At 58.0% G+C, this 13,175-nt stretch carries 13 protein-coding genes; 4 read left to right on the forward strand and 9 right to left on the reverse strand.

Going from position 1 to position 13,175, the window contains the following annotated elements; translation table 11 throughout:
- Positions 1–305 precede the first annotated feature (305 nt).
- The gene (gene mrdA / locus CKW14_RS00005) at positions 306–2,198 is read left to right on the forward strand and encodes a penicillin-binding protein 2 (protein ID WP_034156458.1); all 1,893 of its coding nucleotides are present in this window, start codon (positions 306–308) and stop codon (positions 2,196–2,198) included.
- A 65-nt stretch (positions 2,199–2,263) separates the two neighbouring features.
- On the opposite strand, the gene CKW14_RS00010 is transcribed toward mrdA, so the two are convergent.
- The 7 genes from CKW14_RS00010 to CKW14_RS00035 form a co-directional block, all read right to left on the reverse strand.
- Positions 2,264–2,935: a hypothetical protein gene (locus CKW14_RS00010; protein ID WP_095124315.1), complete on the reverse strand. Its 672-nt coding sequence runs from the start codon at positions 2,933–2,935 to the stop codon at positions 2,264–2,266.
- Positions 2,936–3,020: 85 nt separating this feature from the next.
- Entirely contained in the window at positions 3,021–3,227 is a 207-nt protein-coding gene (locus tag CKW14_RS00015) for a helix-turn-helix transcriptional regulator (protein ID WP_007910409.1), read from the reverse strand.
- A gap of 9 nt (positions 3,228–3,236) precedes the next feature.
- Complete coding sequence (locus CKW14_RS00020) at positions 3,237–3,842, reverse strand: hypothetical protein (RefSeq protein WP_095050453.1); 606 nt, start codon at positions 3,840–3,842, stop codon at positions 3,237–3,239.
- Positions 3,843–4,148: 306 nt separating this feature from the next.
- Entirely contained in the window at positions 4,149–4,379 is a 231-nt protein-coding gene (locus CKW14_RS30105; RefSeq protein ID WP_256579960.1) for a hypothetical protein, read from the reverse strand.
- A complete protein-coding gene (locus tag CKW14_RS30110) occupies positions 4,339–4,542 on the reverse strand; it encodes a nitroreductase family protein (RefSeq protein ID WP_245397992.1) in 204 nt (67 codons plus the stop codon). Before CKW14_RS30110 ends, CKW14_RS30105 begins: the two co-directional genes overlap by 41 nt.
- 106 nt (positions 4,543–4,648) lie before the next feature.
- Positions 4,649–5,053 (reverse strand): lysozyme inhibitor LprI family protein, encoded by a 405-nt coding sequence (locus CKW14_RS00030; RefSeq protein ID WP_093433626.1) that lies wholly within the window; start codon positions 5,051–5,053, stop codon positions 4,649–4,651.
- A 57-nt stretch (positions 5,054–5,110) separates the two neighbouring features.
- Positions 5,111–6,031, reverse strand: a complete 921-nt coding sequence (locus tag CKW14_RS00035) for an ADP-ribosylglycohydrolase family protein (protein WP_095050454.1) — start codon at positions 6,029–6,031, stop codon at positions 5,111–5,113.
- A 196-nt stretch (positions 6,032–6,227) separates the two neighbouring features.
- Here CKW14_RS00035 and CKW14_RS00040 point away from each other — a divergent pair, with 196 nt between their 5' ends.
- Entirely contained in the window at positions 6,228–6,716 is a 489-nt protein-coding gene (locus tag CKW14_RS00040; RefSeq protein ID WP_093433632.1) for an SRPBCC family protein, read from the forward strand.
- A 443-nt stretch (positions 6,717–7,159) separates the two neighbouring features.
- On the opposite strand, the gene acnA is transcribed toward CKW14_RS00040, so the two are convergent.
- Positions 7,160–9,901 (reverse strand): aconitate hydratase AcnA, encoded by a 2,742-nt coding sequence (acnA, locus tag CKW14_RS00050; protein WP_095050456.1) that lies wholly within the window; start codon positions 9,899–9,901, stop codon positions 7,160–7,162.
- Positions 9,902–10,123: 222 nt separating this feature from the next.
- Here acnA and rlmM point away from each other — a divergent pair, with 222 nt between their 5' ends.
- Both rlmM and tusA read left to right on the forward strand, forming a co-directional pair.
- The gene (gene rlmM, locus CKW14_RS00055; protein ID WP_095050457.1) at positions 10,124–11,197 is read left to right on the forward strand and encodes a 23S rRNA (cytidine(2498)-2'-O)-methyltransferase RlmM; all 1,074 of its coding nucleotides are present in this window, start codon (positions 10,124–10,126) and stop codon (positions 11,195–11,197) included.
- A 165-nt stretch (positions 11,198–11,362) separates the two neighbouring features.
- Positions 11,363–11,611, forward strand: a complete 249-nt coding sequence (gene tusA, locus CKW14_RS00060) for a sulfurtransferase TusA (protein WP_095050458.1) — start codon at positions 11,363–11,365, stop codon at positions 11,609–11,611.
- Between the two features lie 48 nt (positions 11,612–11,659).
- On the opposite strand, the gene CKW14_RS00065 is transcribed toward tusA, so the two are convergent.
- Positions 11,660–13,069, reverse strand: coding sequence for an MATE family efflux transporter (locus CKW14_RS00065; RefSeq protein ID WP_095124316.1), 1,410 nt, complete (start codon positions 13,067–13,069; stop codon positions 11,660–11,662).
- Between the last annotated feature and the right edge of the window lie 106 nt (positions 13,070–13,175).

The raw sequence follows: 13,175 nt of genomic DNA on the forward strand, positions 1-13,175 counted from the left end.
CATCCCGAACTCAGCAGTGAAACGATGCATCGCCGATGGTAGTGTGGGGTTTCCCCATGTGAGAGTAGGTCATCGTCAAGATTAAATTCCGAAACCCCAATTGCGAAAGCAGTTGGGGTTTTGTTTTGCCCGCGGGAAAGTTTTCACAGGACAACGCTGTCCCAGCTGTCGCAAGAAATGGCCATTGGGGAAATTCCTTCTGAAATGACCGGGCAGTTTTTGGTATGGTGCAGCTCGTTTTTTTTAACGGACTGATGTCATGCCCACGGATCGGCACTCATTTATGTCAAAGAGTTGCTGTAGAAATGCCTGAACCCATCCCGATCAAAGACCACGAAAAAGAGACGCGCCTGGTCAACAAACGGTTGATCGCCTGCGCCTTGTTCGTTTTCGCCATCAGCTGCGCCCTTGTCGTGCGCCTGTACATCCTCCAGGTGGTGGAGTTCGACTACCATTCCACGATCTCCGAAAACAACCGCGTCCACGTATTGCCAATCCCGCCGACACGCGGCTTGATCTACGACCGCAACGGCGTCTTGCTCGCCGATAACCGCCCCAGTTTCAACCTGACCATCACCCGCGAGCGCGCCACCGACGTCAATCAAGAACTGGACGAGGTCATCAACCTCCTGCACTTGCCTGCAGAAGATCGTACAGTCTTCGATAAAGCCATGAAGCAGTCCCGTCACCCGTTTACGCCGGTGACGCTGTTCTATGAGCTGACGGAAGAGCAAATCGCTGTATTGGCCGTCAATGAGTTCCGCCTCCCGGGCCTCGATGTCGAACCCCAGTTCGTCCGGCATTACCCGCTCGGCGCGCATTTCGCCCACTCGATCGGCTACGTCGGGCGGATCAATGAAAAAGAGTCGAAGAGCCTCGACTCGGTCGAATATCGCGGTACGCAATCCATCGGCAAAACCGGCATCGAACGCTTCTACGAGGCGCAATTACACGGCCACGTCGGTTACGAAGAAGTGGAGACCAACGCTCAAGGTCGCGTACTCCGTGTGCTCAAACATACCGACCCGGTCCCGGGCCAGAACATCGTCCTGAGCCTCGATATCAAACTGCAGGAAGCCGCCGAAGCCGCTCTGGGTGATCGTCGTGGTTCAGTGGTAGCGCTCGATCCGTCGACGGGCGAGGTGTTGGCCATGGTTAGCAATCCGAGCTTCGATCCGAATTTATTCGTCACCGGTATCAGCTCCAAGGAATACTCGGCACTGCGAGATTCGATCGACAGGCCGCTGTTCAACCGTGTGCTGCGCGGGCTCTACGCACCGGGCTCGACGATCAAGCCAGAAGTGGCAATCGCCGGCCTCGACGCCGGCGTCGTAACACCGCAGACGCGCGTCTTTGACCCCGGTTATTACCAACTCCCGGACTTCGATCACAAGTACCGCAACTGGAACCACAGTGGCGACGGCTGGGTGGACATGGACGCGGCGATCATGCGTTCCAATGACACCTATTTCTACGACCTTGCGCACAAGCTCGGCATCGATCGCCTGCACGATTACATGGCAATGTTCGGCTTGGGTGAGAAGGTCTCGCTGGACATGTTTGAAGAGTCGCCCGGCCTGATGCCATCGCAAGCGTGGAAGCGCGCGACCCGCCGTCAGGCCTGGTTCCCGGGCGAAACGGTTATCCTTGGCATCGGCCAGGGCTACATGCAGGTCACGCCGCTGCAACTGGCTCAGGCCACGGCATTGATCGCCAACAAAGGTGTATGGAACCGGCCGCACCTGGCCAAGACCGTCGACGGTGTCGCTCCTGTCGACGAACATCCGATGCCGAACATCCTGCTCAAGGATCCGCGAGACTGGGAGCAGGTCAATCACGGTATGCAGATGGTAATGCACGATGCGCGAGGTATCGCGCGTGCGGCCGCGGCCGGTGCGCAATATCGCATCGCTGGCAAGAGTGGTACCGCGCAAGTGGTGGCGATCAAGCAGGGCGAGCGCTACAACCGCGAGAAAACCCTGGAGCGCCATCGTGATAACGCCTTGTTCGTCGGCTTCGCGCCGGCCGAGCATCCGAAGATTGCGATTTCGGTGATGATTGAGAACGGCGAGGCCGGTGGTCGTGTTGCCGGCCCTGTGGTGCGGCAGATCATGGACGCCTGGCTGCTTGATCAGGACGGCCATCTCAAGCCGCAATACGCTGCGCCGACGAAAGCGCCGGGTGACCCGCACGTTTAACCTTCAACAGTTCACAGTAGCGGCTCATGCAAGCTGAACCGCTACTGTGAACTGTCTTGCAAAGACTATTTGCAGCTGTAACCCTCGGGCATCGTGACGGTGTAGTTGCGCTGCACGCGATCCTCGAAGTTCAGGTTCTGCAAGCCTTGTTCCACCAGAAAGGCTTCAACCTTGGTGGATTGGCAGTCTTCGTTATAGGACGACGCGCGAAGCAGGTAGACCGGGCGCTTACTGACTTCGTCGCGGGCAGTGGCAACGAAGGTGCTGAGCGTGGTGTAACCGGTGCGCTCCGAGGTCCCTACCGGGCCATAGGTGGTGTTCGGTTTACTCGTACAGGTCAGTCGGTCGTCTTTTTTCTTGCTGGTCTTGCACACGGTAGAGGTGCTGGTCGGAACTTGCCCATAGTCGGTGGCGGTATAGCGGTAAGTCACTTGTCGACTGCCAATATCGAGGCTGACAGTCATTTTTATCGGCGCGTGGTTTTTCGGCAGACTGGCGTCGGTATAGACCTCCTGGAAACCCCTGTCTTTCAGCGCGTTAACCATGTCGCGAAGATAATAGCGGGCATTAAGAGCGTTTTCGTCGCTGCCACTCGCAGACGTCACCAGCACAGTCGCCTTTCGGTCAAAATGATAGTCCGGATCGGGTGTCGCATTTAGCGCTACGTCCATTTGCGTGGCGCAGCCGCTGATCAACGCTGTCAGTAAAAACAGCGCGCAAAGTAAAAACCGGGTCATGACAAAGCCGCCTTACAAACTAAGGATTGAATAAGAGTTAAACGGTGTGGACTGGCGACAATTAACTTGCACGCCTGCGCAAGGCTCAGTCTTTCTGGTATTCCAGCAAATCGCCTGGCTGGCAATCGAGTGCTGCGCAGAGCTTGTCCAGGGTGGCCATCTTCACGCCCTTGACCTTGCCATTCTTCAGTAATGACAGATTGGCCTCGGTGATGCCCAGCAGGCTGGCCAACTCTTTCGAGCGAATTTTTTGCGTGGCCATGACAACGTCAAGGCGGACGATAATGGTCATTGTGTTGTTCTATATGTATTGGCTTTGCTCATCGCTGAGTACTTTTGCATCGCGCATGATAATTGAAAACAAACAGAGCAATACGCCTTTGACAATCTCATAGGCAGAAGTGGAAGACAGGCCGATCGAGAACTGAAAAATACGATCCCCTGGCGGTAGATCAATAGACAGGGCCAAACCTTGCAAAGTCTCTACCAGTGGGTAGGCGGCCGGAGAAATGATGCAAAGAATCCCCACTCGCCATAGCACCTTGATGTTGCGCTCGGTCCAGGTTTCGCCGCGGGACAAGCGCAGGAAAAACAACCCTGTCAGCCAGAGCACGTAGGTCGAAAGCAGGACGGGCAGGAAATCCAAAACGACAAGCAGCGCAGTGACCAGTGGCGAGAGCCATGTATCGGGAGCAAGCAGGGCGCCTTCGACAAACGGGTCAAGTAATTGCGGCGAGTTTTCGGCGAAGGCGTAGAGCAGAGCTGCGAGCATTTCATCCGTTTGGAAGAACCAGATCGACGCGTTGCCACCGACCTCGGTCACCCCTAAGACCCAGACAAGAATCGCTGCCAGTAGTCCGACCCAATGCATGCGCTGCAGTGCCAATCCGTTGTTACGAGTACTCATGAAAAATCCTTGCGGTGTCATTGGGAATGACTAATTCTCGATGTAAAATTATCGAATGGCAATAATAAATTGTTCTTGTTTTGTGAAGGGCGTTGTTAGCATCGGACGCAGAGGCCATAGAATGAACCTCAGTTCAATCGATTTGCGGGGATTTCAATGTCGATAGACTCTCGAGTTCGAAGCAAGTCGAGAGCAGGGAGAGGCGCGACCCACGCGGTGAACGCTGATATCGATGACGGGTTCAGCGAATGATTGGAGCGGGGGGCATGCGCCACAAGCATGCTTCAGTCCCCGCTCTAACCGGTCTTACTTGATCTCGGTAATGAAGTTTTCCCGCGAGCGGCGAACCTTTTTCAAGTTGACCAACCAGTCTCCCTCAGTTGCTCTATGCCCTAGCGGCAGAATCACTACACCGCGCAAGTTGCGGGCCGTGAGTCCGAGGATTTCATCGATGGCTGCCGGGTCGAAACCTTCCATCGGTGTCGCGTCGACTTCTTCAAATGCCGCAGCGATCAGAGCCGAGCCAAGACTCTGCATTGGTCACTACGAGCAATTCAAAGGGCCGCAGTCCACTTGATGTCGGCGTTAGCCGTACCACCTCCAGAATGCGCTCGATTTTTTCATCGAACACCGTCCGGGAAGGGTCGTACTTTTTCGTTGCATAGCGCCATTTCAGCAGGTCTGTCAGTGTGCTCGTCATCAAATTCCGTAAAGGTGAAAGATGTTCTCCGCCCCCCACATTTGAAATGCGTTCCAATGTGGGAGCGAGCCTGCTCGCGAAGGATCCTCAAAGCCGCCGCAAAAAATCAGGCCCCAGGCACCGGGCAGCTCATGTCACCTTCTTCACACTTCAAATACTGTTTCAGCGACTCAACCCGCAGCTTGGTCACCCCTGTCAGACAACTGCTGTAAACCCATGGATAAACGCTCCCGCCAGTAACTCCCGACGATGAAAACTTGCACTCGGCATCCCGAAACCCGAGCCACGCCCGCTGCGCGCTGACCAACAGCTTCTTGCCATCCGGGTTGTCCTTCAAGCGCCCGATGATCTGTTGATACACGGTGTTCAACTCTTTGTCCGCCGCTTTGAAGTCTTGCCCGGCGCACTGATTCATCGTCGCTTGATCGCTGGCATTTGCACAGTCCACGGCGGCGTGGGCGAGGGGAGTGAACAGAAAGGGCGTGAGAGCCAGAAGCAGGCGTGGGGACATGGTCAAGTCTCGCTGTATCGAAGATAAGTGCCGAGCAGTGTAGCGGCTGCTTCGCACTTATTCAGGCAGGCGCATTCGGGAGGCGTCGAGCAAACGGTCGGCGATGGCCGCAATCTCTTCACCATCGTGCAGCCTTTCCAGCCAATGTGCAGGAATGCCCCGCACGCCGTAATAGGCGCCGGCCAACTGACCGGTGATCGCAGCGGTGGTATCGGCGTCATCCCCCAGGTTGGCCGCTCGCAAAATGGCCGCTTCGAAGCTGTCCGTCTGGTGAAAGCACCACAGCGCCGCTTCCAGGGACTGCACGCTGTAGCCATTGCCTCTGATGTCCGTCTCGGACAGAACGAGGTATTCGCCATGCGCAATGGCGGCGACCTTGGATTGCGAGAAGCTGGCGAAAGGCAACTGACGCAGTTCTGCTTTGCTTGCGCCTTCAAGCGCTCTGGCAATCAACCCGGCCAACAATTGGCAGCATTCGATGGCTTCAGGTGCTGCGTGGGTGGTTCGCGAACTGTCGGCGGCAAAGCTCTGGATTTTCCGGGCATCGGGAAAGTAGAACAGCACCACCGGCACCAGACGCATCAGCGAACCGTTGCCGGCGCTGCACGGGTCGGTCGAGCCGGCGAAGGGATCAGCGGTTTGTTGATACTGCGCGAGCGCCTGGCTGACGGTCATGCCGACATCGAAACATTCACCGGTCGAACTGAGGTAACCCCATTGCCACCAGTTGAGGTAGCGCCCCATCTGATCGGCAGCGTTGAATCCATTCTTGTTCAGCAGGCTTTCTGCCAGACAGAGGGCCATGGAAGTGTCATCGGTCCACTGCCCTGGCTTGAGGTGGAACGGGCCACCGCCGACCATATCGGTCAATGGTGGGAATGATCCCCGTGGTTTGAACTCAACCGTAGTACCGACAGCGTCGCCGCACGCAAGACCGAGCAGGGCTCCGCGGTAACGTTCAGCGAGGGATGGCGGCATGATTCGTCCTTGTAGATTCAAATTCGCTGGAGAAGGTAACAGTTTCGTTGGGCGGAGGGTGCCTGGATCCATCACAGCAACGGTCAAAAAGTGCAGCTTGATGTGTCTTTGCTGATGAATGACTGCACCGCCTTGATACAACTTCACATTGGACATGTGGTCATACAGGCCTAGTGTTCAAAACAGGAGGTGACGTATGAAACCAGTACCCAATAGTTTCGAACGCAAAATCACGCTCAAGGCGCCGCGTTCGCATGTCTGGCGTGCATTGGTCGATGCCGAGGCGTTTGGCCAGTGGTTTGGGGTGGCGCTGGAGGGCAGGCGTTTTATTGCCGGTGAATGGACGCAAGGGCAGGTCACGTATCCGGGTTATGAACACGTGTTGTGGAACGTGCTGATCGAGCGGGTCGAGCCGCAGCAGTTGTTTTCGTTTCGCTGGCATCCGTATGCGGTCAATCCGAAGATCGACTATTCACAGGAGCCGACTACGCTGGTCAGGTTCGAGCTGGAAGACTTCGAGAGCGGTACGTTGCTGAAAGTGTCCGAATCCGGCTTCGCGCACATTCCTGACATTCGCCAGAAAGAGGCGTATTACATGGACAGCCGTGGCTGGGAGGAGCAGTTGAGCCGGCTCGAACAGTTTCTTGCTGAGAGCGCCAAGGCCCGCGAGCGTGACGGTGGTTGAGACCTTCGAGTCTTGCCTGAACGACAGCGATAGCCGGCTATGTGCACGGTGGTGCTGGAAGCAGGCCTCAGGGCCGCTGAAAGTCGCTTAGATCGTGGCTTCCATGCTTTCTGCATGACACGGCTAAGGGTTTTCGGAAGGGTTGCTATGGCGAATGTCCTACACGCGCTGGTAGCTTTTACGACTATTGGCGATTGGATCCACCGCGTAATCTACACACATCAACTGAGACACAGGGAGTGTTTCAGGATCAAGGATGATCGACCATTTGCAAGGATCGCTGCCGACAGGGAGTCGATAATGGTCTTGGGAAAAACCCGCTTCGGCGGGTTTTTTTTCGCCTGTATGTAGGAGCTGCCGCAGGCTGCGATCTTTTGACTTTGGCTTTTAAAAGCAAGATCAAAAGATCGCAGCCTGCGGCAGCTCCTACTTTGGTTTGTGCGTTACGAGGCGATCAATTGGCGCAGGACGTAATGCAGAATCCCGCCCGACTTGAAGTACTCCACCTCATTCAACGTATCGATCCGGCACAACACCTCGATCTTCTCCTGGCGCCCGTCCTCACGGGTGATCAGCAGCGGCAGATTCATCCGCGGTATCAGCTCGACGCCGGTCAGACCCTGGATTTCAAAGGTTTCCTTGCCGGTGAGATTGAGGCTCTTGCGGTTCTGATCAAGCTTGAACTGCAGCGGCAATACGCCCATGCCCACCAGATTGGAACGGTGAATTCGCTCGAAGCTTTCCGCGATCACCGCTTTGACTCCCAGCAGATTGGTGCCTTTGGCCGCCCAGTCACGGCTGGACCCGGTGCCATATTCTTGCCCGGCAACCACCACCAGCGGCGTTCCCGAAGCCTGATACTTCATCGCCGCGTCGTAGATCGCCAGTTTTTCGCCGGTCGGAATGTAGATCGTGTTGCCACCTTCTTCACCGCCGAGCATTTCGTTGCGAATACGGATGTTGGCGAAGGTGCCGCGCATCATCACTTCATGATTGCCACGCCGTGAACCGTAAGAATTGAAGTCCCGTGGCTCCACGCCTTTTTCGCGCAAATAACGCCCGGCCGGGCTGTCGGCCTTGATGTTGCCGGCGGGGGAGATATGGTCGGTGGTCACCGAATCACCCAGCAGGGCCAGCACTCGTGCACCTTTGACATCCTTGATTTCAGGCAACGGGCCGGAAATGTCGTCGAAAAATGGCGGATGCTGGATGTAAGTCGAATCGTCCTGCCACACATACGTCGCCGCCTGCGGCACTTCGATGGCTTGCCACTGTTCATCACCGGCGAACACTTCGGCGTATTCCTTGTGGAACATTGCCGTACTGACCTGATTGACCGCGTCGGCGATCTCTTTGCTGGTCGGCCAGATATCGCGCAGGTACACCGGATTGCCTTGCTGATCTTCGCCCAGCGGTTCGCTGCTGATGTCGCTGCGCACGCTGCCGGCCAGGGCATAGGCGACCACCAGCGGCGGTGAGGCCAGCCAGTTGGTTTTCACCAATGGATGCACGCGGCCTTCGAAGTTGCGGTTGCCGGAGAGCACCGAAGCGACGGTGAGATCAGCTTTCTGGATGGCTTTCTCGATCGGTTCCGGCAGCGGCCCGGAGTTGCCGATGCAAGTGGTGCAGCCATAGCCGACCAGGGAAAAGCCGAGCTGATCTAGGTATTGCGTCAACCCCGCAGCCTTGTAGTAGTCGGTGACCACTTTCGAACCCGGTGCCAGCGAACTCTTCACCCAAGGTTTGCGGGTCAGGCCTTTCTCCACCGCTTTTTTCGCCAGGAGGCCGGCGGCCATCATCACGCTCGGGTTCGAGGTGTTGGTGCAGGACGTGATCGCGGCGATGACCACGGCGCCGTTTTTCAGGCGATAAGTGTGGCCTTCATATTCATATTCGGTTTCGCCGACCAGATCGGCATTGCCCACCGCGACGCCGCCACCGCCCTCACTTTCCAGACGTCCTTCTTCTTTACTGGTGGGTTTGAATTGCAGATCCATGAAGTCGCTGAACGCTTGTGCGACATTCGGTAGCGAAACGCGATCCTGCGGGCGTTTCGGCCCGGCGAGGCTGGCTTCGACGCTGCCCATGTCCAACGCCAGGCTGTCGGTGAACACCGGTTCCTGACCGGGTAGACGCCACAGGCCTTGAGCCTTGGTGTAGGCCTCGACCAGTTTCACCACTTCCGGTGGCCGGCCGGACAGGCGCAGGTATTCCAGCGTTACGTCGTCAACGGGGAAGAAGCCGCACGTCGCGCCATATTCCGGGGCCATGTTGGCGATGGTCGCGCGGTCGGCCAGCGGCAGGTCGGCGAGGCCGTCACCGTAGAACTCGACGAACTTGCCGACCACACCTTTCTTGCGCAGCATTTGCGTGACGGTCAGCACCAGGTCGGTAGCGGTGATGCCTTCCTTGAGCTTGCCGGTCAGTTTGAAACCGATCACTTCTGGAATCAGCATCGACACCGGTTGCCCGAGCATCGCCGCTTCCGCCTCAATCCCGCCGACGCCCCAGCCGAGCACGCCGAGACCATTGATCATGGTGGTGTGCGAGTCGGTGCCGACCAGCGTGTCGGGGAACGCGTAGGTGCGGCCGTCCTCATCCTTGGTCCACACCGTGCGGCCGAGGTATTCGAGGTTGACCTGGTGACAGATGCCGGTACCCGGCGGCACCACGCTGAAATTGTCGAAAGCGCTCTGGCCCCAACGCAGGAAGGCGTAACGTTCGCCATTGCGCTGCATTTCGATATCGACGTTCTGCTCGAACGCGCTGGCGGTGGCGAACTTGTCGACCATCACCGAGTGGTCGATCACCAGATCCACCGGCGACAACGGGTTGATTCGCTGCGGATCGCCACCGGCCTTGGCCATCGCCGCACGCATGGCGGCAAGGTCGACCACCGCGGGTACGCCGGTAAAGTCCTGCATCAATACCCGGGCAGGGCGGTACTGGATTTCGCGGTCGGAGCGGCGCTCCTTGAGCCAGGCGGCAAGCGCCTTGAGGTCGGCGCCGGTGACCGTTTTTTCATCTTCCCAGCGCAGCAGGTTTTCCAGCAGGACTTTCAGCGACATGGGCAGCTTGTCGAGGTCGCCCAAGCTTTTGGCGGCATCCGGCAAACTGAAATAGTGGTAGGTCTTGTCATCGATTTGCAGGGTTTTGAGCGTTTTCAGACTATCGAGGGACGGCATTACGATCACTCCTTTGAATCCGCACGGCTACGGATTGAGGGGACGAATAGAGCTTTAAACCTAGCCCTGTTTTAGGTAGCTGGCTAATAACTGGACTCTATGAGCGGAACCAAGGTTCCGACATCGGCTATCATGCGCCGGTTTTCGTGACAGGCTTTGCTTCAACGCAAGGCCTGAGCATCGCGCGGCGGCCGAATGATCGCCCGCTGCCCAGGAGTAAGAATGAACACCCTATTCATGCATTGCCGGCCAGGCTTCGAAGGCGAAGTCTGTTCGGAGATTTCCGACCTCGCCGCGCAACTCAACGTGGCCGGCTACGCCAAGGCCAAAGCGGCTACCGCCTGCGCCGAGTTTGTCTGCACCGAAGAAGACGGCGCCGAGCGCCTAATGCGCGGTCAGCGTTTCGCCGAATTGATCTTCCCGCGCCAATGGGCGCGTGGGGTTTTCATCGATTTGCCGGAAACCGACCGCATCAGCGTGATCCTTGCGCACATGGCCGAATTCCCGGTGTGCGGCAGCCTGTGGCTGGAAGTCGTCGACACCAACGACGGCAAGGAACTGTCGAATTTCTGCAAGAAATTCGAAGGCCCGCTGCGCAAGGCGCTGACCGGCGCCGGCAAACTGGTGGATGACGCCAGCAAACCGCGTCTGCTGCTGACCTTCAAGAGCGGTCGTGAAGTGTTTCTCGGCATGGCCGATGCCGGCAATTCGGCGATGTGGCCGATGGGCATTCCGCGTCTGAAGTTCCCGCGTGAAGCACCGAGCCGTTCGACGCTGAAGCTGGAAGAGGCCTGGCACCACTTTATCCCGCGTGATCAGTGGGAAGATCGCCTGCACAGCGACATGACCGGCGTTGACCTCGGCGCCGCGCCGGGCGGCTGGACCTGGCAACTGGTCAATCGCGGCATGCTGGTGACCGCGATCGACAACGGCCCGATGGCTGAAAGTCTGATGGATACCGGACTGGTTCAGCATTTGATGGCAGACGGTTTCACCTTCAAGCCCAAGCAACCGGTGGACTGGATGGTCTGCGACATCGTCGAGAAGCCGGCGCGCAATGCCGCGATGCTGGAAGAGTGGATCGGCGAAGGGCATTGCCGCGAGGCGGTGGTCAACCTGAAGTTGCCGATGAAGCAGCGTTACGCCGAAGTGAAGCGCTTGCTCGAACGCATTGCCGATGGTTTCAAGGCACGCGGGATCAAGGTCGATATCGGCTGCAAACAGCTGTATCACGACCGCGAAGAAGTGACCTGCCATTTGCGCCGTCACGACACCAAGAAAGCCAAATCCCGCTGATACACCGCAAAACCCCTGTAGGAGCTGCCGCAGGCTGCGATCTTTTGATCTTAAAAAGCAAAGATCGCAGCCTTCGACAGCTCCTACATAGGGTGTGGCGTAACGCCATAGATGACCGAATACCCGGCAATGCGCGACAATGCCGGCCAGTTTCAGGAGTGAATCATGAGTGAAATGATCGATACCCCGGTCGATGGCACCCTCGACGCCACCGGTCTCAATTGCCCGGAGCCGGTGATGATGCTGCACCAGCACATCCGTGACCTGGTGCCCGGCGGCCTGCTCAAAGTGATCGCCACCGACCCGTCGACCAAACGCGATATCCCCAAGTTCTGCGTGTTTCTCGACCATGAACTGGTGAGCCAGCACGAAGACGCCGGTACATATCTGTACTGGATCCGCAAAAAGTCCTGATCAAAGGCAAAAAAAAGACCTGCATCTGCAGGTCTTTTTTATGGGCGATCAACCCGCCGAGCGACTGATCCGAATACGCTTGCGCGCACTGCGCGTCAGGCGAATCGACAGCATCAACGCCGCACAGCTCAAGCCCACGATCAAACCCTGCCACAAACCGCTCGGGCCGCGTGGTTCGCCGAGCCAGTCGGTCAGACCGAGGGCATAGCCCACCGGCAAACCAATGCCCCAATAGGCGAACAGGGTCAGGATCATGGTCACGCGCGTGTCCTGATAGCCACGCAGCGCGCCGGCGGCGGTGACCTGGATCGCGTCGGAAAACTGGAACAGTGCCGAGTACACAATCAGCATCGCCGCGATGTGAATCACTGTCGGGTCAGCGGTGTAGATCGCCGCAATCGGCTCGCGCAGCAACAGCATCATGCTCGCCGACAGGCAGGCGTACGCCAGCGCGGTGCCCATGCCGACACCAGCGGCAAAACGCGCTTCGCGTGGTTCTTCGCGGCCCAGTGCCTGACCGACGCGCACGGTCACCGCCATGCCCAGCGAATACGGAATCATGAACACCAGCGAACTGACGTTGAGGGCAATCTGGTGCCCGGCCACCACGGTGGCGCCAAGACTGCCGATCAGCAGGGCGATCACGGCAAAAATGCTCGACTCGGCAAACACGGCGATACCGATAGGCAGACCAATCGCCAGCAGACGCTTGATCACTGTCCATTGTGGCCAGTCGAAACGGCTGAATATTTCGCTCGAACGATAGGCCGGTGCCCAGCGCTCATAACCGGCCAGCCCCAGCGCCATCACCCACATCACGATGGCCGTGGCCCAACCGCAACCGACGCCGCCCATCGCCGGCACACCGAAATGGCCATAGATGAAGATGTAGTTCAGCGGAATGTTCAGCGCTAGACCGCACAGGCCCAGCACCATGGCAGGACGCGTACGGCCGATGCCGTCACTGGTGCAGCGCAGCACGTGATAGAACGCCACTGCCGGCAGACCACTGGCGATGCCGTGCAGGTATTGCATGCACGGGCCGATCAGCTCTGGATCGACTTTCATCAGGTGCAGTACCGGCTCGGCGGCCACCAGCATCGCGGTGGCGATCAGTCCGACCACCAGCGCCAGCCACAGCGCCTGACGCACGAGCGGGCCGATTTCGCTGTGGGTGCCAGCACCGAAACGCTGGGCGACTTTCGGCGTGGTTGCCAGCAGAGTGCCGGTCATCAGCAGAAACACCGGCACCCAGATCGAGTTGCCCAGCGCCACCGCTGCCAGATCCTTTGGCCCGACGCGGCCAGCCATCACCGCGTCGACGAAGCCCATGGCCGTAGTCGCCAGTTGCGCGATGATGATCGGCAATGCCAGGGCGAGCAGGTTCTTGAACTCCAGGCGAATCCGCGCGGGGCGAGTGAGGGAGACGGCGACAGGTTGATCAGTTACAGAATTCACGGGAAAAACGTCCACAGCTGTTGATGCGCAAGGCGCCGCATTCTACGCCGCTGACGCCTTGGTCAGGAAAAATCCTCTGTTGCGGATTTGTAAGCGCAAAGCCCGC

The sequence above is a fragment of the Pseudomonas sp. Irchel s3a12 genome (genome assembly GCF_900187485.1).
Classification (GTDB): domain Bacteria; phylum Pseudomonadota; class Gammaproteobacteria; order Pseudomonadales; family Pseudomonadaceae; genus Aquipseudomonas; species Aquipseudomonas neuropathica.